The following is a 17,332-nucleotide window of genomic DNA, read 5'->3' as shown; positions in this document are numbered from 1 at the left end:
CGGCCATAATGGGCGTTGTTCTCCCATCGCGAAGCTCTTCCACGCATGAAAACCCCCAAGGGCCTGCAGGACCTGATCGACGAAGGCGTGATCGATCAGGTGCTGCGACCGCTGAAGAGCGGCAAGGAAGCCTCCGTCTACGTCGTCCGCTCGGGCGAGGACATCCGTTGCGCCAAGGTCTACAAGGACATGGCGCAGCGCAGTTTCCAGGCGCGCGTGCAATACCAGGAAGGCCGCAAGGTGCGCGGCAGCCGGCAGATGCGCGCGATGGGCAAGGCCACCAAGTTCGGCCGCAAGGAGGCCGAGGCCGCCTGGAAGAACGCCGAGGTCGACGCGCTCTACCAGCTCACCGCTGCCGGCGTGCGCGTGCCCAAACCCTACGGTTATTTCGGCGGTGTGCTGGTAATGGAGCTGGTCACGGACGCGGAGGGCTACTCGGCGCCGCGGCTGGGCGAGGTGGAACTGTCAGCCGACACCGCCCGCGAGTACCACCGCTTCCTGATGCAGCAGGTGGCGCGGATGCTGTGCGTGGGCCTGATCCACGGCGACCTTTCCGAATACAACGTGCTGGTGGGACCGGACGGCCCGGTGATCATCGACCTGCCGCAGGCGGTCAGCGCCTCGGGCAACAACAACGCCCGCACCATGCTGCGGCGTGACGTGGGCAACATCAGCATCAGCCTGTCGCGCTTCGCGCCGGAGCTGCTGGACACCCACTACGGCGAGGAGATGTGGGCGCTGTACGAACTGGGTGAACTGCACCCGGACAGCGAACTCACCGGCCACTTCGAATTCGACGAGACCATCGCCGACGTGGACAGCGTGATGCAGTCGATCATCGACGCGCGCGAGGAAGCGATCATCCGCCAGCAGGGGCGCGAGGCGGCCGAGCAGGAAGACTGAGCTTCGCGGCGTAGGGCGGGCACTGCCCGCCGCTCTTCATTCCGCGCATGACGCAAGCAAAAAGCTGGCGGGCAGTGCCCGCCCTACGCCTGTGGGGCGCGTCAGTGCGTGCTGACGTCGACCAGTTCCACGTCGAACACCAGCGAGGCGTTCGGCGGGATGTCGCCGCCGGCGCCGCGCGCGCCGTAGCCGAGCTCGGCGGGAATCAGCAGGGTGCGCTTGCCGCCCACCTTCATGCCGGCCACGCCCTGGTCCCAGCCATCGATCACGCGGCCGGCACCCAGGGGGAAGTTGAACGGCGCGCCGTGGTCATACGAGCTGTCGAACTTGGCGCCGTGCTTGTCCTTGGCGCTGTCGTCGTAGAGCCAGCCGGTGTATTGCACCAGCACGTCCATGCCGGGCTTGGCCTCGGCACCGGTGCCGACCCGGGTGTCGATGATGGTGAGCTTGTCGACCTTGCCGCTGGCATGGGCTGCCGGCGGCGTGCTGCAGGCGGCGAGGGCGAACACGGTGAGCAGGGGCAGCAACCAGCGCATGGGTGACTCCGGGAAGATGGATGGAAAGGGATAGGGTATTACGTGTCCATGAGCTTTGTGGCGGCGTGGACCCCACACCGACCCTCCCCTGCAGGGCAGGGGAGGGAATCCGGCGTTTTTCCGCTTTGTGACAGGGGTCAGCTCACCAGTTCGGCGGCGGCCATGCGCTTGAACGGCTCGACGGCCACCGCATCGGCGTCGTTCATCAACTGCAACTGGCCGTCCTGGATCAGCGCCTGCAGGCGCATGCCACGCTGCAGCAGCGCCACCAGTTCGGCCACCGTGGCGACGGGAATGTCGAGCACGGTGAGGTTCTTGTTGCGGGCCAGCGCGCTGGCGTTCTTGTTCCACCAGATCTCCGCCGCATTGCCGCCGTAGTTGATCACCACCACCTGGCGCGAACGGCCGCAGGCCTTGCGGATGCGCGTCTCGTCGGGCTGGCCGACCTCGATCCACTGCTCGATCTCGTCGGTATACGCCTTGCGCCACAGCGCCGGTTCGTCCTCGTCGCTGATGCCCTTGCCGAATTCCAGGCGATCCTCGGCATACAGCGCGAACGCGAGCAGGCGCACCATCAGGCGCTCCTCGGTTTCCGACGGATGCCGCGCCAGGGTCAGCGCGTGGGTGGCGTAGTAATGCCGGTCCATGTCGCTGACCTGCAGTTCGACTTTGTAGATGGTGGAGTTCAGTGCCATGGGCGTACCTGGAGACAACAAGCCGACCATTGTACGCGCCGTGCAGCACCTACACTGTGCGGGCATGAAGTCGCCCACGCCCAGCTTCACCCGTGACGCCCGCGCCAGCACGGTGCACCTGCCGCAGGGGCACTGGGCGACCGTGCTCGACGCGCTGTGTGCGCACTTCGCCACGATCAGCCGCGCGCAATGGCTGGACCGCATCGAACGCGGACGCGTGCTGGATGTGCAGGGCGGCGCGATCACGGCGCAGACGCCGTACCGGGTGGGGCTGCGCATCCACTACTACCGCGAGGTGGCGGATGAGCCGGTGATCCCGTTCGGCGAAACCGTGCTGCATGTGGACGAGCACCTGGTGGTGGCCGACAAGCCGCACTTCCTGCCGGTGACGCCGGCCGGCGGCTTCGTCGAACAGACCCTGCTGCGGCGGCTGATCCGGCGCCTGGACAACCCCGCGCTGGTGCCGCTGCACCGGATCGACCGGCTCACCGCGGGGCTGGTGCTGTTCTCGGCCAACCCGGCCAGCCGCGCCGCGTATCAGGCGCTGTTCCGCGAGCGGCGCATCGACAAGCGCTACGAGGCGCTGGCGCCGGCCTTGCCCGAGCTGGCGTTTCCGCACCTGCGGCGTTCGCGCATCGTTGCCGGCGAGCCGTTCTTCCGGATGCGCGAGGCGGCGGGCGAGGCGAACAGCGAGACGCGCATCGAGGTGATCGAACGGGGCGCCGGTGACTGGCGCTATGCACTGTTTCCGCGGACCGGAAGGAAGCACCAGTTGCGCCTGCACATGGCCGCGCTGGGGGCGCCGATCAGCGGCGATCCCCTGTATCCGGCGCTGGCCGGGCCGGCCGCCGACGAGCACCTTCGACCGCTGCAACTGTTGGCGAAAGAGCTGGCCTTCGTCGATCCGTTGTCCGGGCAGCCGCGGCACTTCGCGAGCGCGCTGGCGCTACAGGCGGGCGGCGCCTGCGGGCCCGCGGTTTGGCGCCATCGGTAACCACCCGTGGTCATTCCACGTTATCTTCCACCGCAGCATCCATCCGGGGGAGAGTCGTCAGTGAGTGCAAAACCAGCTTCCATCAGCGCGCCACGCACCGAGTTGACCGTGCGTGGCCTGATCATCGGCATCGTGATCACCCTGGTGTTCACCGCGGCCAATGTGTTCTTCGGCCTCAAGGCCGGCCTGACCTTCGCCACCTCGATTCCGGCGGCGGTGATCTCGATGGCGATCCTGCGCAACTTCAGGAACTCGACGATCCAGGAAAACAACATCGTGCAGACGATCGCCTCGTCAGCAGGCACCTTGTCGGCGATCATCTTCGTGCTGCCCGGCCTGGTCATGGTCGGCTGGTGGACCGGCTTTCCGTTCTGGATCACCTTCGGCATCTGCGCCACCGGCGGCATCCTTGGCGTGATGTACACGATCCCGCTGCGCCGCGCGCTGGTCACCGATTCCAACCTGCCGTATCCCGAGGGCGTGGCCTGCGCCGAGGTGCTGAAGGTGGGCGGCGGCGACGATGCGGAATCCACCGCGGAGGAGGGCAGCAAGGCCGGCCTGCTCGCCGTGATGGGCGGTTCGGTGGTCTCGGCACTGTTCGCCATCGTGGTGGCCACCCGCGTGTTCGGCAGCAACGTGGCGCAGTATTTCCGCCTCGACGATCGCGGCTCGGCGACCGGCTACGACTTCAATCTTTCCTTCGCGCTGCTGGCAGTCGGGCATCTGGTCGGGCTATGGGTCGGCCTTGCCATGTTGTTCGGCGCGGTGATCGCATGGGGCTGGGCGGTGCCGCATTACACCGGGCTGCTCGGTGCCACCGGTGCCGCGGCGGACGTGGCGCAGGCGGCGTGGAGCAGCAAGGTGCGCTTCATCGGCGCCGGCACGATCGGCGTGGCGGCGATCTGGACGCTGGCCAAGCTGGTCAAGCCGGTGATCGGCGGACTCGCCGCGGCGATGGCCTCGTCACGGGCGCGCAAGTCCGGCCAGGGCGCCAGCCTGCCCCGTACCGAGCTGGACATGCCGATCGGCATCGTCGGCCTGGTCAGCCTGCTGTGCCTGCTGCCGATCGCCTGGCTGCTGGGTGATTTCGCCGGCGATACCGGCCTGGGCGACCACCTGGGCCTGCTGCTGGCCGGCGGCCTGGTGTTCGTGGTGGTGATGGGTTTCCTGGTCTCGGCGGTGTGCGGCTACATGGCCGGCCTGATCGGTTCGTCGAACAGCCCGCTGTCGGGCGTGGGCATCCTGGTGGTGATCGTGGCGGCGCTGTTGCTGGTCGCCGGCGTGCAGTCGCAGCTGCCGGTCAGCGCGGGCAAGGGGCTGGTGGCGTTCGCGCTGTTCGCCACCTCGATCGTGTTTTCGGTGGCGACCATCGCCAACAACAACCTGCAGGACCTGAAGACCGGCCAGCTGGTCGACGCCACTCCGTGGAAGCAGCAGGTGGCGCTGGTCGCCGGCGTGCTGGTGGGCGCGGCGGTGATCCCGCCGGTGCTGGATCTGGTCAACCAGGCTTACGGTTTCGCCGGCATGCCGGGCGTCGACCCCGCGCGGGCGCTGGCCGCTCCCCAGGCCGGACTGATCTCCGCGCTGGCGCAGGGCGTGATCCAGGGCAACATCGACTGGAGCCTGATCATCCTGGGCGGCGCGATCGGCGTGGCGCTGATCATCATCGACGCGGTGCTGGGGCGCAGCAGCAAGTCCGCCTCGCTGCCGCCGCTGGCGGTGGGCCTGGGCATCTACCTGCCGACCTCGACCACGTTGATGGTGGTGGTCGGCGCGATCGTCGGCTGGTACTTCGACAAGCGCGCCGACCGTGCGCGTGACCCGGAGGCGACCAAGCAACTGGGCGTGCTGCTGGCCTCGGGCATGATCGTGGGCGAGAGCATCATCGGCGTGGTGATCGCCGCGATCGTGGTGTTCTCCGGCAAGGAGGCGCCGCTGGCCCTGGTCGGCAGCGGCTTCGCCAATGCGGCGATCTGGATCGGCGGCATCGCCTTCATCGCGGTCAACGTGGCGTTGTATCGCTGGGTCGCCCGACTGGGCCGTGCGCCGACGGCCGGTTGAGGGGGCTGTGGAGCGCGGGGCGGCACCCGGGTGCCGCCCCGTACAATGCCGCCATCGTTTTTGATGGTCGAGGGTTGACGTGACGGCTGCCGGAGTTTCCGCTGCCGCGCCGGATGCGGCGCTGGCGGCCCTGTTCGTGCCGTTCGAGTCCGGCGAGTTGTCCTTGCCCGCGGACGGTCGCGTGCTGTTCCTGCGCGCCCGCGCCGGCGTGCGGCTGCGCGAGATGGCGCAGCCGGGCTGGCTGTTCGAGCAGGGCTTTTTGCCGTTTGCCGACGAGCTGGCGCGCAACGGCCTGCGCGTGGGCGAGCCGGCGGCCGACGAGAAATTTTCGCTGGTGCTGCTGCTGCCACCGCGCCAGCGCGACGAAGCCCGTGCGCTGTTCGCCCGCGCGTTGCAGCACGTGGCGGCCGGCGGCGTGCTGCTGGCGGCGATGCCGAATGCCGAAGGCGCGAAGTCGGGCGAGGCGGACCTGGCGAAACTGGCCGGGCCCGTGCAGCACCAGTCCAAGCACAAGTGCCGGGTGTTCTGGAGCACGCTGTCTGCCGACACCGTGGACCGGGCCGTGCTGGCCGAGTGGCTGGCGCTGGATGCACCGCGCGAAATCATGGACGGCTACATCAGCCGCCCCGGCCTGTTCGCCTGGGATCGCATCGATCGCGCCTCGGCGCTGCTGGCCGCGCATCTGCCGGCGGATTTGCGCGGCAGCGTGGCCGATCTCGGCGGCGGCTACGGTTACCTTTCCACCCAGGTCATCGCGCGCTGCCCGCGAGTGCAGGCGATCGACCTGTACGAGGCCGAGGCGCGCGCGCTGGAGCCGGCGCGGCTCAACCTGACCCGGGCGAAACGCGAAGCCGGCAGGGAACTCGCGGTGGCGGTGTACTGGCATGACGTCACCCGCGGCCTGGCGCAGCGCTACGACGCGATCGTCAGCAATCCGCCGTTCCACCAGGGCCGCGCCGACCTGCCCGAACTGGGCCGCGCCTTCATCGTCAGCGCGGCCGAGGCGCTGCAGCCGGATGGGCGCCTGTTGCTGGTGGCCAATCGGCATCTGCCCTACGAGGCCGTGCTGGCCTCGCGTTTTCATGAAGTGCGCACGCTGGTCGTGCAGGAAGGATTCAAGGTGATCGAAGCGGTGGGGGTGCGGGGATGAAACTGGTCAAGCTGATCGCCAACCTGGGTTATGGCAGCCGCAAGGATGTCACGGCGCTGTTCCGTTCCGGCCGCATCACCGATGCCGATGGCGAAGTGCTGTACGCCGACGACGTGGTGCCGTACGAGACCATCCGCGTCGACGACGAACCGCTCGATCCGCCGCCCGGCCTGGTGCTGATGCTGAACAAGCCGCTGGGCGTCACCTGCTCGCGCAAGGACCCGGGACGGGTGGTCTACGACCTGTTGCCGCCGCGCTACAGCGTGCGCTCGCCGGCGCTGTCCAGCGTGGGCCGGCTCGATCGGGACACCTCCGGCCTGCTGCTGTTCACCGACGACGGTGCGCTGCTGCACCGGATCATTTCGCCGAAGGCGCAGGTGACCAAGGTCTACGAGGCGACGCTGGCGCAGGATCTGCGCGGCGACGAAGGCGCGCTGTTCGCCAGCGGCAGCCTGATGCTGGAATCGGAGAAGGAGCCGCTGGCGCCGGCGAACCTTGAAGTGCTGGGCCCGCGCCATGCCCGGCTCAGCGTCACCGAGGGCCGCTACCACCAGGTGCGGCGGATGTTTGCCGCCACCGGCAACCATGTCGAGACCCTGCAACGGATCTCGGTGGGCAGGCTCGCGTTGGGCGAGCTGCCGCTGGGCGAATGGCGTGCGCTGGATGCCGACGAGGTCGCGCTGATCTTCGCGCCCTAGCGCCTACAGCATGTGCACCGCGGTGGGGATCGTGGCGCCGAACCACTTGTGCCGCTCGTCGCGGCAGCTGGGGCTGCCCATCGCGAACTTGCGGCAGATGCCCGGGCGTTCGTCGTAGATGGTGCAGCCCGACGTGTTCGGGTCGACCGCCGCGCACCAGCCGTCCTCGCCCTTGGCCAGGGTTTCCATGCCGTGTTCGTCGCGATCGATCAGCCAGGTGGGCACGCGGTCGTCGGGCATCAGCACCACGGTGAGGCGGCAGCACACGGCTTCGCAGGTGTTGCAGTGGACGCCGGGGTCGATGCTTTCGGCGTAACGGTCGAGGGGCTGTGCGCGGGAGGGATTCATGCGCCAGCTTGGCACTGCCGCGATGAACAGGATGTTGAGGCGGCGATCAGCCCGCCTTGTCCTTCCACAGCGCCTGCCAGCCATCCGCACCCAGCCGGCGCAGGGTTTCCAGGTTGCGCCGGTAGATCGCGTCGGTGTCGCTCATCTGTTCCATCGCGCGTTCGACGCTGGCTTCGCGCAACAGGTGCAGGGTGGGGAAGGGGGATCGGTTGCTGAAGTTCTCCACGTCGTCCGCGTCGCTGTCGGCGAACTGGTACTGCGGATGGAAGCTGGCCACCTGCCATTCGCCTTCCAGTCCCAGCGTCTGCACGGCCGCATCGGCCACGTCGAGGAAGTCGTTGTAGTCGAGGAAATCGCCGAGCACGAACGGATGGATCAGCAGGCCGGTCTCGCATTCCTCCGGCGTCAGCGCGTTCAGCGACTGCAGCTCGCCGCAGAGGTCGTCCAGCAGTGCGTCGGTGTCGCGCGCCTGGCTCACCCGCATGCGCAGCTTGCCCTGCACGTGGGGCGCGCGGGCGAACGGACACAGGTTCAGCCCGATCACCGCCCGTTCCAGCCAGCGCGTGGTGGCCGCCAGGTAGGGCGCGTCCCCGGGCAGGGCGTCGGCGTTCAGGTCGTTGGCGGGGGACGGGGTCATGCGATTTCCGGTTCGGGGACGAGCCCGACTATAGCCGTTGCGGGCGGGCCGCCGGCACGGACTGGCTGCGGTGCACAGATGACGTGCGATGATGTCCGACCGACGCATCCCGGGCACGCGGCTTGCTTGGGTGAAGGTTTCCCTTCGATGGCCACCGCCGGACACCGGCGTTGCCCCGTCGCATGGCGAGGATGGATTCGTGGATGGTTCGAACGGCCGGGTGACAGGTGCGAAGCAGCTGGCGTCCGGCAAAAAACCGGAAGTTCCCCGCCCCGCCCTGGCGCATGCCGCGGCGGCGGTCGCGTGCGCGCCGCCGGCGAGTCGTTTCCGCGGACCGCAGCGCCGGCCCGATCCCCGGGCCAGGCCGGCCCCGCCCGTTCCGGCGCGGCATGCGCTGGTGCGTCGGCGCCGCGAATCGACGCCACGCGAAGTGCCGGACCGTCGTGGACGATGGACGGCAGCGTTCGCCGCCTGGCGTCACTTTGCGGCGCGCGGGTTGGCTTTCGCCTCCGCCTCCCTGCCACCGGCGCCACGCCACCTTGCGCCGGCACTGCTGGCCGCGGCGTGTCTTGCGGCAGTGATCGGCTTTGCCGGCGTGCGCTATCCCGGGCATGCGACGGCTCCCGCGACGGCGCCACCGGCGCCCGCAGCGCCGACCCTGGTCACGGCCGTGCCGCCCAGGGTGGTGACCGCTCCGGCGGCGGCTCCGGCGATCCCGCCGTATGCCGCGGAACAGCGGACGCCTCCCGCGCCGTCCGCCGATCGCCTGCTCAGCGAAGTCAGCACGATGGACCTGATGATGCCGATCGCCGAGCCCGACCTGGACATCCGCTCGCGTCACAGCCTGTGGGCCCAGGTGGGCAAGACCTACGGCATCGACCCGCTGCTGCTGTACAGCGTGGCGCTGGTGGAGTCGAAGTCGCTGTATCCGGACGGCCGGGTGGCGCCGACGCCGTGGCTGTTCCGCGTCGACGACCATCTGGTGCGGGGCGATCGCCAGCACGTGCAACTGCAGATGGCCGCAGCCAGCCAGTTCGGTTCGGCGGTGCAGGACGTGGGCATCATGCAGGTCTATTACCCGATGCACCGCGACGCGGTGCGCGACCCGCTGACCCTGCTCGATCCGCGCACCAACATCACCGTCGGGGCAAAGATCCTGCGCGACGGCATGCGCCGCACCCGCGATCGGGTGATGGGCGTGGGCTATTACCACAGCCGCACGCCCAGCCTGGCCAGGGGTTACGGCACGGCCGTGCTGACCGTCTACGACCGGCTGAAGGCGCAGCATCGCAAGTCGGCCAGGCAGGGGCCGGTGGCGCGCTAGGTTCCTCCGGTCGCAGACGAGCGCCTTGCATCGCGGGGCGGTCGCCCGGATATAGGCAGCACCTCCCGCGGTCACCTCACGCATGTTCCAGCTGCACTTCGACAACGCCTTCGTCCGCGACCTGCCGGGTGATCCGCAGCAGGGTGCAGGGCTGCGCCAGGTCGAAGGCGCGCTGTATTCGCGGATCGCTCCCACGCCGGTGGCTGCGCCGCGGCTGCTGGCGCATTCGGCGGAGATGGCCGCCACGCTGGGCTTCAGTGAAGCCGAGGTCGCCGCGCCGGAGTTCGCGCGACTGTTCGGCGGCAACGTGCTGCTCGACGGCATGCAGCCGTATGCGGCGAACTACGGCGGCCACCAGTTCGGCCACTGGGCCGGGCAGTTGGGCGATGGCCGGGCGATCTCGCTGGGCGAGGTGATCAATGCCGCCGGCGAACGCTGGGAGTTGCAGCTGAAAGGCGCGGGCCTGACACCGTACTCGCGCGGCGCGGATGGTCGCGCGGTGCTGCGCTCGTCGGTGCGCGAGTTCCTGTGCAGCGAGGCGATGCACCACCTGGGCGTGCCCACCACGCGGGCGCTGAGCCTGGTCGGCACTGGCGAGCCGGTGCTGCGCGACATGTTCTACGACGGCAACGCGGCCACCGAGCCGGGCGCCATCGTCTGCCGCGCGGCGCCTTCGTTCCTCCGCTTTGGCAACTTCGAACTGCCGGCGTCGCGCGGCGACATCGGGCTGCTGCGGCAACTGGTCGACTTCGCCATCCGGCGTGATTTCCCCGAACTGCAGGGGCAGGGCGAGGCGCTGTACGCGGAGTGGTTTGCCCAGGTCTGCGAGCGCACCGCCGCGATGATCGCGCACTGGATGCGGGTGGGCTTCGTGCATGGCGTGATGAACACCGACAACATGTCGATTCTCGGCCTCACCATCGACTACGGTCCGTACGGCTGGATCGACAACTACGATCCGGACTGGACGCCGAACACCACCGACGCGCAGCGTCGCCGCTACCGCTTCGGCCAGCAGCCGGACGTGGCGTGGTGGAACCTCAGCCGGCTGGCCGGCGCGCTGGCGCCGCTGTTCGCCGACGTGGCGCCGCTGCAGGCGGGACTGGATCGCTACGTGGCCGCCCATGCCGCGGCCGATCGGGCGAATATCGCCGCGAAACTCGGGTTCGCCGAATGCCGCGATGACGACATGGCCCTGATGCAGTCGTTGCAGGTCCTGCTGCAGCAGGCCGAGATCGACATGACGCTGTGGTTTCGCGCACTCGCCGACATCGACATGCGGGCGCCCACGCTGGCGCCATTCGCCGAGGCGTTCTACGACGAGGCGAAACGTCGCGAGGCCGAGCCGGCGCTCGACGACTGGCTGCGCCGTTACGCGGCGCGGCTGGCCGACGATCCGTTGCCGGCCGGATCACGTCGCGAGCAGATGCGCCTGGCCAACCCCCGTTACGTACTGCGCAATTACCTGGCGCAGCAGGCGATCGACCGGGCCGAGCAGGGCGACCTCGACGGCATCACCGAGCTGCTCGACGTGTTGCGCCACCCGTACGACGACCAGCCCGGCCGCGAGGCGTTCGCGCAGAGGCGTCCGGACTGGGCGCGGCACAAGGCCGGCTGCTCGATGCTGTCGTGCAGCTCCTGATCCGGAAAGCACGAAGGCCGGCGATGCCGGCCTTCGTGCTGGGAAAATGGTGCCCTCGAGACGATTCGAACGTCCGACCTGCCCCTTAGGAGGGGGCCGCTCTATCCAACTGAGCTACGAGGGCAGCGCCGGGATTTTCGCATGGATTGCGCGGTTCTGCTGCTCCCCCTGCGTGCAGGGGAGGGAGCAAGGCGGTTGCCCCTGCTAGAATGGCGAATTACCGATTTCATTCACGGTGCCGGCAGGCGCCGCATGTCCAGGAGACATCCATGTCCCATGCAATCCTCAGCGCGCTCGGCCTCGACGGCGAGCAGTCCGGCAGCTACCTCGGCCAGGGCGAGTGGTCGAAGACCACCGACGCCGGCGCGCTGCAGCCGGTGAATCCGGCCACCGGCGAAGTGCTCGGCACCGTGCATGCGTCCAGCGCCGCCGATTATGAAGTGATCGTCCAGCGCGCCCAGGCCGCGTTCAAGGTGTGGCGCACCACGCCTGCGCCGCAGCGTGGCGAAGCGGTGCGCCTGTGCGGCGAAGCGCTGCGCAAGCACAAGGACGCGCTCGGTTCGCTGGTGGCGCTGGAGATGGGCAAGATCAAGCCCGAGGGCGACGGCGAAGTGCAGGAGATGATCGATATCGCCGACTTCGCGGTGGGCCAGAGCCGCATGATGTACGGCTCGACCATGCATTCGGAGCGCCCCGGCCACCGCATGTACGACCAGTACCATCCACTGGGCCTGGTCGGCATCATCAGCGCGTTCAACTTCCCGGTCGCGGTGTGGGCGTGGAACGCCATGCTGGCCACCATCGCCGGCGACATCTGCATCTGGAAGCCGTCGCCGAAGACGCCGCTGTCGGCGATCGCCACGATGAAGATCTGCAACGAGGCACTGAAGGACGCCGGCTTCCCCGACCTGTTCTTCCTGTTCAACGATGCCGGCAGCGACTTGGCGCAGGCCTTCGTCGACGACAAGCGCATCCCGCTGATCAGCTTCACCGGCTCGACCAAGGTCGGCCGCATGGTCGGCGAGCGCGTGGCGCAGCGCATGGGCCGCTCGCTGCTGGAGCTGGGCGGCAACAACGCGATCATCCTCGATGAAACCGCCGACCTGAAGCTGGCGATCCCGGGCATCGTGTTCGGCGCCGTCGGCACCGCCGGCCAGCGCTGCACCACCACGCGCCGCCTGTTCGTGCACGAGTCGATCTTCGACGGCGTGGTCGACACCCTGGTCAAGGCCTACCAGCAGGTCGAGGGCAAGATCGGCGACCCGACCCTGGCCACCACGCTGATGGGCCCGCTGAACAGCCAGGAAGCGGTGCAGGGTTACCTGAAGGCCGTGGAGAACGCCAAGGCCGCCGGCGGCACCGTGCGTACCGGCGGCAAGGCGCTGACCGATCGCAAGGGCAACTTCGTGCTGCCGACCATCGTCACCGGCGTGAAGAATTCCGACGACGTGGTGCAGACCGAGACGTTCGCGCCGATCCTCTACGTGATGCCGTTCAAGACGCTGGACGAAGCGATCGACATGCAGAACGACGTGCCGCAGGGCCTGTCCTCGTCGATCTTCACCAACAGCCTGCGCGCGGGCGAGCAGTTCCTGTCGGCGGCCGGTTCGGATTGCGGCATCGCCAACGTCAACATCGGCACCTCGGGTGCGGAGATCGGCGGCGCGTTCGGCGGCGAGAAGGAAACCGGCGGCGGCCGCGAGTCCGGTTCGGATGCGTGGAAGGTCTACATGCGCCGCCAGACCAACACCATCAACTACTCCGACGCGCTGCCGCTGGCGCAGGGCATCAAGTTCACGGTGTGACGAAAGTCGGCCACGGGCGTTCGCCGCCCGTGGCCGTCCGATGCATGAAGGCGTTGTGCCACCTCCCTCACGAGTGAGCGAACGATGAGCTATCAACCGTCTTATCGCCCGGGCAACACGACCAGTTCTCTGGCGGTGGTGAGCCTGGTGTTCGGCATCCTGACGTGGATCTTGCTGCCGTTCATCGGTGCGCTGGTGGCGATCGTCTGCGGTCACCTGGCGCGCGGCGAGATCCGCCGCAGCCCGATCGACAACCGCATGGACGGTGACGGCATGGCGGTGGCCGGGCTGGTGCTCGGCTACGTCCAGCTGGCCTTGTGTGTGCTGGGCATCTTCCTGCTGATGGCGGTGCTGATCTTCGGTTTCGCGTTTGCCGGCTGGCACTGACGGCGCATGCACAAGGCGCTGCCGGCTCCGTTCGATTTCCGCGGCTATCGCGTCGTCGTGGCTGGTGGCAGCCGTGGCATCGGGCGCAGCATCGCGCTGGGTTTTGCCGCCGCTGGCGCCGGGGTCTCCATCTGCGCCCGTGGCGCAACAGCTCTCGAAGAAACTCGCCAGGCGATGGCGGCCCACGGCGTGGTCGCCCACGCGCAAGGTTGCGACCTGGCCGACGCCTCGGCGATCGAAGCTTATGTGGCGAATGCCGCCGCCGCGCTCGGCGGCATCGACGTGCTGGTCAACAACGCCAGCGGTTACGGCTTCGACGAAGGCGACGAGAGCTGGCTGGCCGGTTTCAACGTCGACCTGATGGCCGCGGTGCGCGCCTCGCGCGCGGCGTTGCCGCATCTCAAGGCGTCGGCCCACGGCTGCATCCTGCACACCAGCTCGATCGCGGCCTTCCGCCCGCGTGCGAACGGCGCAGCTTATGCCGCGATGAAGGCGGCGCTGAGCCAGTACACCACCTCGCAGGCGCTGGCGCTGGCCGGCGAGCGCATCCGCGTCAACGCGATCGCGCCGGGGTCGATCGCGTTCGCCGATGGCCTGTGGGAGCGGCGCCGGGTGGAGCAGCCGGAGTTGTACCGCGCCACGCTGGCGAAGATTCCGTTCGGCCGCTTCGGCACGCCGGAGGAAATCGCCCACGCCGCGCTGTTCCTCGCTTCGCCGTTCGCGGGCTGGATCACCGGCCAGACCCTGGTCGTCGACGGCGGGCAGATGCTCAGTGGCTGACTTCCAGTCCACCACTCGCTTCAGCGATCGCGTCGACGACTACGTGCGCTATCGCCCCGACTATCCCGTGGCGCTGCTCGACTGGCTGCAGCGCGAGCAGGGCGTGGACCGCCACTGGCACGTGGCCGACGTGGGTGCGGGCACCGGCATCTCCTCGAAGATGTTCCTCGATGCGGGTTACCGTGTGACGGCGGTGGAGCCGAATGCGCCGATGCGCGGTGCCGCCGAACAATGGCTGCGCAGGTACGACCGCTTCGATGCCGTCGACGGCCGCGCCGACGCCACCAAGCTGGCCGATGCCAGCGTGGATCTGGTCACCGTGGCGCAGGCATTCCACTGGTTCGACGAGGTGGCGGCACGGCGCGAATTCGCGCGCATCCTGCGGCCGCAAGGGCTGGTGGCGATCTGGTGGAATTCGCGCCGGCTCACCGGCACGCGCTTCCTCGAGGGCTACGAGGCCTTGCTGCTGCGCTTCGGCACCGACTACACCAGCGTGGCCGAGCGTTACGCCGACGATGCACACATGCGCGTCTGGTTCGGCGCCGGCTACCGCGGCAGCGCCAGTTTCGGGCACGGCCAGCGGCTGGATTTCGAAGCGCTGCGCGGGCGTTTGATGTCGTCCTCGTATGCGCCGCAGGCGGGACATCCGCAGCATGAACCGATGCTGCAGGCGCTGCGCGAACTGTTCGACAACTGCGCCGAAGACGGCACGGTAAGCTTCGATTACGACACCCGCATCTTCGCGGGCCAACCGGTCTGATCCATGTACGACATCCTGCGCCCGCTGCTGTTCCAGCTCGACGCCGAGAAGGCACATCACCTCACGCTGTACGGGTTGGGCGTGGCCCAGCGCAGCGGCTTCGCCCGCTGGATCGCCAGGCCGCCGGCGGACCTGCCTACCACGGTGTTCGGCATCACCTTTCCGAACCCGGTCGGCCTGGCGGCCGGCCTGGACAAGAACGCCGAATACCTGGACGCACTCGATGCGCTGGGATTCGGCTTCATCGAAGTCGGCACGGTCACGCCGCTGCCCCAGCCGGGCAACGACAAGCCCCGCATGTTCCGCCTGCCGCGGCACGAGGCGATCATCAACCGGCTCGGCTTCAACAATGGCGGCGTCGATGCGCTGGTACGCAACGTGCGGCAGTCCAGCTACCACGGCGTGCTCGGCATCAACATCGGCAAGAACAAGGACACGCCGAACGAGAAGGCGGTCAACGATTACCTGACCTGCCTGCACAAGGTCCACGAGCACGCCAGCTACGTCACGGTGAACATCTCCTCGCCGAACACGGCCGGACTGCGCGACCTGCAGCAGGAAGCCACGCTGTACAAGTTCATTTCCGTGCTGCGGGCCGCGCAGGAGCGGCTGGGCTCGCAGGCCGGCAAGCGCAAGCCGATGCTGCTGAAGATCGCGCCGGATCTTTCCGAAGCCGAGCTGGACGCCATCGCCGAGGTGCTGCTGCGCACCGGCATCGACGGGGTGATCTGCAGCAACACCACGATCGATCACGAGTCGGTGGCGGACGACCCGCGCGGCGGCGAGGCGGGCGGCCTGTCCGGCAAGCCGCTGTTCGCGCGTTCCACCGCGGTGCTGGCCGGCATGCACAAGCGCCTGCAGGGTCGCGTTCCGCTGATTGGCGTGGGCGGCATCCTCGAAGGCAGCGACGCGGCCGAGAAACTCGACGCCGGTGCCTCGCTGGTGCAGGTCTACTCGGGCCTGGTCTATCGTGGCCCGCACCTGGTCGGCGAATGCGTCAACGAAATCCGTCGCCAGCGCGAGGCCACCCATGCCGTCTGAGCGCACTGACATGGGTGGTTACACGCTGATCGAAAACGCCTCGCTGGCGACCCGCAACACGCTGCGCGTCGATGCGCGCGCCACGTTGCTGGCGGAAATCCGCGACGCCAGCAAGCTGCCCGAACTGCTCGACTTTCCCGCCGTGCGCAACGGCCGCCTGCTGGTGCTGGGCGAGGGCAGCAACCTGCTGTTCACCGGCGACTTCGACGGCACCGTGCTGGCGATGGAAACCCGCGGCGTGCAGGTGGAAAGCGACGGCGACAGCGCACGCATCGCGGTGGCCGCGGGCGAACGCTGGGACGACTTCGTGCGCTGGACGCTGGGCCAGGGCTACGCCGGCCTGGAAAACCTGATCCTGATCCCCGGCACCGTGGGCGCTGCGCCGATCCAGAACATCGGCGCCTACGGCTGCGAAGTGGCCGAATTCGTCGAAAGTGTGGAGGCGTGGGATACCCGCGAGCACCGCGTGGTGACGCTGGACCACGCCACCTGCGCATTCGCCTACCGCGACTCGCTGTTCAAGCACGAGCCCGGCCGCTACATCGTCACTGCCGTGCGCTTCGTGCTGCCGCGCAGTCGACCGCTGCGCACCGACTACGCCGGCATCGACGAGCAGCTGGCGCGGATGGGTGTCGACAAGCCCGCGCCCTTCCACGTGGCCGAAGCCGTCGTGCACCTGCGCACGAAGAAGCTGCCCGATCCGGCGGTGATCGGCAACGCCGGCAGCTTCTTCAAGAACCCCATCGTCGACGCCGCGCTGGCCGATGCGCTGAAGCGCGAGCATCCCGAACTGGCCGCCTGGCCGCAGGCCGACGGCCGCTGCAAGCTCTCCGCCGCGTGGCTGATCGAAGCCGCCGGCTTCAAGGGTTTCCGCGAAGGCGATGCCGGCGTCTCGAACCGGCACGCGCTGGTGCTGGTCAACCACGGCCACGCCACCGGACCCCAACTGTGGGCGCTGGCGCAGCAGGTGATGCACGGCGTGCACGCCAGGTTCGGCGTGCAACTGGAACCCGAGCCGGTGGTGATCGGCACGCGCTGAGCTTCTATATTGGCGCGGAGCGCCTGATGCTCCCTGGTGCATGCAGAGCTGAGCTTTCGCCTGCTTCCGGCGGCCGAGCTACCTTTCGTAGGGCGGCAACGTCCGCCGGTGTTCCCGCGGTCCTACGTCGCGTAGCTGTTCTCATGGAAGCGCACCCTGTGCGCGATGTTCTTGCTTTGCCTGTGGCATCAGAGCGAAAAGCTTTCGTCTGCCTGCGGCAGCCGAGCCACCTTTCTCTGTTTGGCCAGAGAAACGTGGCCCAAAGAGAGGCCACCCCGCTTCCGCGCCTTGCGGACATCCTGTCCGCAAGGTTCGCGAGTCGGTGCCGGGCTTTTCGACAGGGCATCCTGCCCTGGCGAAAAGGAGCCGACATCCCTGTCGGCTCCCGCTACGCGGCCTGTCGCCCCCACCTCGCCGCTGCAGAGGGGCCCCGGGCAGAGCGACGCGCATCCTGCGCGCACTTTTCAGAAGAGCCGGATCAAGAGCAGAGCTGCGGCGACCCGGAGCTTTTGCTTCGGCTCTGGCTTTTTGT

At 68.5% G+C, this 17,332-nt stretch carries 17 protein-coding genes and 1 tRNA gene; 13 read left to right on the top strand and 5 right to left on the bottom strand.

Annotated features, from left to right (window positions below):
- Positions 1 to 45: 45 nt before the first annotated feature.
- Positions 46 to 903, top strand: coding sequence for a PA4780 family RIO1-like protein kinase (locus UU7_RS04720; protein ID WP_007805871.1), 858 nt, complete (start codon positions 46 to 48; stop codon positions 901 to 903).
- Between the two features lie 101 nt (positions 904 to 1,004).
- Here UU7_RS04720 and UU7_RS04715 read toward each other — a convergent pair whose 3' ends face one another.
- Positions 1,005 to 1,439 (bottom strand): FKBP-type peptidyl-prolyl cis-trans isomerase, encoded by a 435-nt coding sequence (locus UU7_RS04715; protein WP_007805869.1) that lies wholly within the window; start codon positions 1,437 to 1,439, stop codon positions 1,005 to 1,007.
- A 137-nt stretch (positions 1,440 to 1,576) separates the two neighbouring features.
- A complete protein-coding gene (locus UU7_RS04710) occupies positions 1,577 to 2,134 on the bottom strand; it encodes a YaeQ family protein (protein ID WP_007805867.1) in 558 nt (185 codons plus the stop codon).
- A gap of 64 nt (positions 2,135 to 2,198) precedes the next feature.
- On the opposite strand from UU7_RS04710, the gene UU7_RS04705 reads away from it, so the two are divergent.
- From UU7_RS04705 to UU7_RS04690, 4 genes are all read left to right on the top strand, one after another.
- Positions 2,199 to 3,128, top strand: a complete 930-nt coding sequence (locus tag UU7_RS04705) for a pseudouridine synthase (protein ID WP_007805865.1) — start codon at positions 2,199 to 2,201, stop codon at positions 3,126 to 3,128.
- Positions 3,129 to 3,188: 60 nt separating this feature from the next.
- Positions 3,189 to 5,189, top strand: a complete 2,001-nt coding sequence (locus tag UU7_RS04700) for an OPT family oligopeptide transporter (RefSeq protein WP_007805863.1) — start codon at positions 3,189 to 3,191, stop codon at positions 5,187 to 5,189.
- A gap of 79 nt (positions 5,190 to 5,268) precedes the next feature.
- On the top strand, positions 5,269 to 6,339 hold the full coding sequence (locus UU7_RS04695) for a class I SAM-dependent methyltransferase (RefSeq protein ID WP_007805861.1): 1,071 nt from the start codon (positions 5,269 to 5,271) through the stop codon (positions 6,337 to 6,339).
- Entirely contained in the window at positions 6,336 to 7,037 is a 702-nt protein-coding gene (locus tag UU7_RS04690) for a pseudouridine synthase (RefSeq protein ID WP_007805859.1), read from the top strand. The genes UU7_RS04695 and UU7_RS04690 overlap by 4 nt, the downstream gene beginning before the upstream one ends.
- A gap of 3 nt (positions 7,038 to 7,040) precedes the next feature.
- Here UU7_RS04690 and UU7_RS04685 read toward each other — a convergent pair whose 3' ends face one another.
- Both UU7_RS04685 and UU7_RS04680 read right to left on the bottom strand, forming a co-directional pair.
- Positions 7,041 to 7,385, bottom strand: coding sequence for a YkgJ family cysteine cluster protein (locus UU7_RS04685; protein WP_007805856.1), 345 nt, complete (start codon positions 7,383 to 7,385; stop codon positions 7,041 to 7,043).
- 46 nt (positions 7,386 to 7,431) lie between these two features.
- On the bottom strand, positions 7,432 to 8,022 hold the full coding sequence (locus UU7_RS04680; protein ID WP_007805853.1) for a DUF1415 domain-containing protein: 591 nt from the start codon (positions 8,020 to 8,022) through the stop codon (positions 7,432 to 7,434).
- A gap of 397 nt (positions 8,023 to 8,419) precedes the next feature.
- Between UU7_RS04680 and UU7_RS18230 the strand changes: the two genes are divergently transcribed.
- Both UU7_RS18230 and UU7_RS04670 read left to right on the top strand, forming a co-directional pair.
- Positions 8,420 to 9,346, top strand: a complete 927-nt coding sequence (locus tag UU7_RS18230) for a lytic transglycosylase domain-containing protein (RefSeq protein WP_238530886.1) — start codon at positions 8,420 to 8,422, stop codon at positions 9,344 to 9,346.
- Between the two features lie 82 nt (positions 9,347 to 9,428).
- Positions 9,429 to 10,988 (top strand): protein adenylyltransferase SelO, encoded by a 1,560-nt coding sequence (locus UU7_RS04670; RefSeq protein WP_007805848.1) that lies wholly within the window; start codon positions 9,429 to 9,431, stop codon positions 10,986 to 10,988.
- A 47-nt stretch (positions 10,989 to 11,035) separates the two neighbouring features.
- Here the strand turns inward: UU7_RS04670 and UU7_RS04665 are convergent.
- Positions 11,036 to 11,112 (bottom strand) — tRNA-Arg (locus UU7_RS04665).
- Positions 11,113 to 11,257: 145 nt separating this feature from the next.
- Between UU7_RS04665 and amaB the strand changes: the two genes are divergently transcribed.
- The 6 genes from amaB to murB all read left to right on the top strand — a co-directional run bounded on the left by amaB (position 11,258) and on the right by murB (position 16,800).
- Positions 11,258 to 12,793, top strand: coding sequence for an L-piperidine-6-carboxylate dehydrogenase (amaB, locus tag UU7_RS04660; protein WP_007805846.1), 1,536 nt, complete (start codon positions 11,258 to 11,260; stop codon positions 12,791 to 12,793).
- Positions 12,794 to 12,877: 84 nt separating this feature from the next.
- On the top strand, positions 12,878 to 13,180 hold the full coding sequence (locus tag UU7_RS04655; protein WP_007805844.1) for a DUF4190 domain-containing protein: 303 nt from the start codon (positions 12,878 to 12,880) through the stop codon (positions 13,178 to 13,180).
- 6 nt (positions 13,181 to 13,186) lie between these two features.
- On the top strand, positions 13,187 to 13,960 hold the full coding sequence (locus UU7_RS04650) for an SDR family NAD(P)-dependent oxidoreductase (protein WP_007805842.1): 774 nt from the start codon (positions 13,187 to 13,189) through the stop codon (positions 13,958 to 13,960).
- A complete protein-coding gene (locus UU7_RS04645; RefSeq protein ID WP_007805840.1) occupies positions 13,953 to 14,720 on the top strand; it encodes a class I SAM-dependent methyltransferase in 768 nt (255 codons plus the stop codon). Before UU7_RS04650 ends, UU7_RS04645 begins: the two co-directional genes overlap by 8 nt.
- Positions 14,721 to 14,723: 3 nt before the next feature.
- The gene (locus UU7_RS04640) at positions 14,724 to 15,761 is read left to right on the top strand and encodes a quinone-dependent dihydroorotate dehydrogenase (protein ID WP_007805838.1); all 1,038 of its coding nucleotides are present in this window, start codon (positions 14,724 to 14,726) and stop codon (positions 15,759 to 15,761) included.
- 10 nt (positions 15,762 to 15,771) lie between these two features.
- Positions 15,772 to 16,800 (top strand): UDP-N-acetylmuramate dehydrogenase, encoded by a 1,029-nt coding sequence (gene murB / locus UU7_RS04635; protein ID WP_007805835.1) that lies wholly within the window; start codon positions 15,772 to 15,774, stop codon positions 16,798 to 16,800.
- The last annotated feature ends 532 nt before the right edge of the window (positions 16,801 to 17,332 follow it).

This window comes from Rhodanobacter spathiphylli B39 (assembly GCF_000264295.1).
GTDB lineage: Bacteria > Pseudomonadota > Gammaproteobacteria > Xanthomonadales > Rhodanobacteraceae > Rhodanobacter > Rhodanobacter spathiphylli.
Note: the sequence above shows the minus strand (reverse complement) of the source record. Positions and strands in the feature narration are given on the sequence as shown.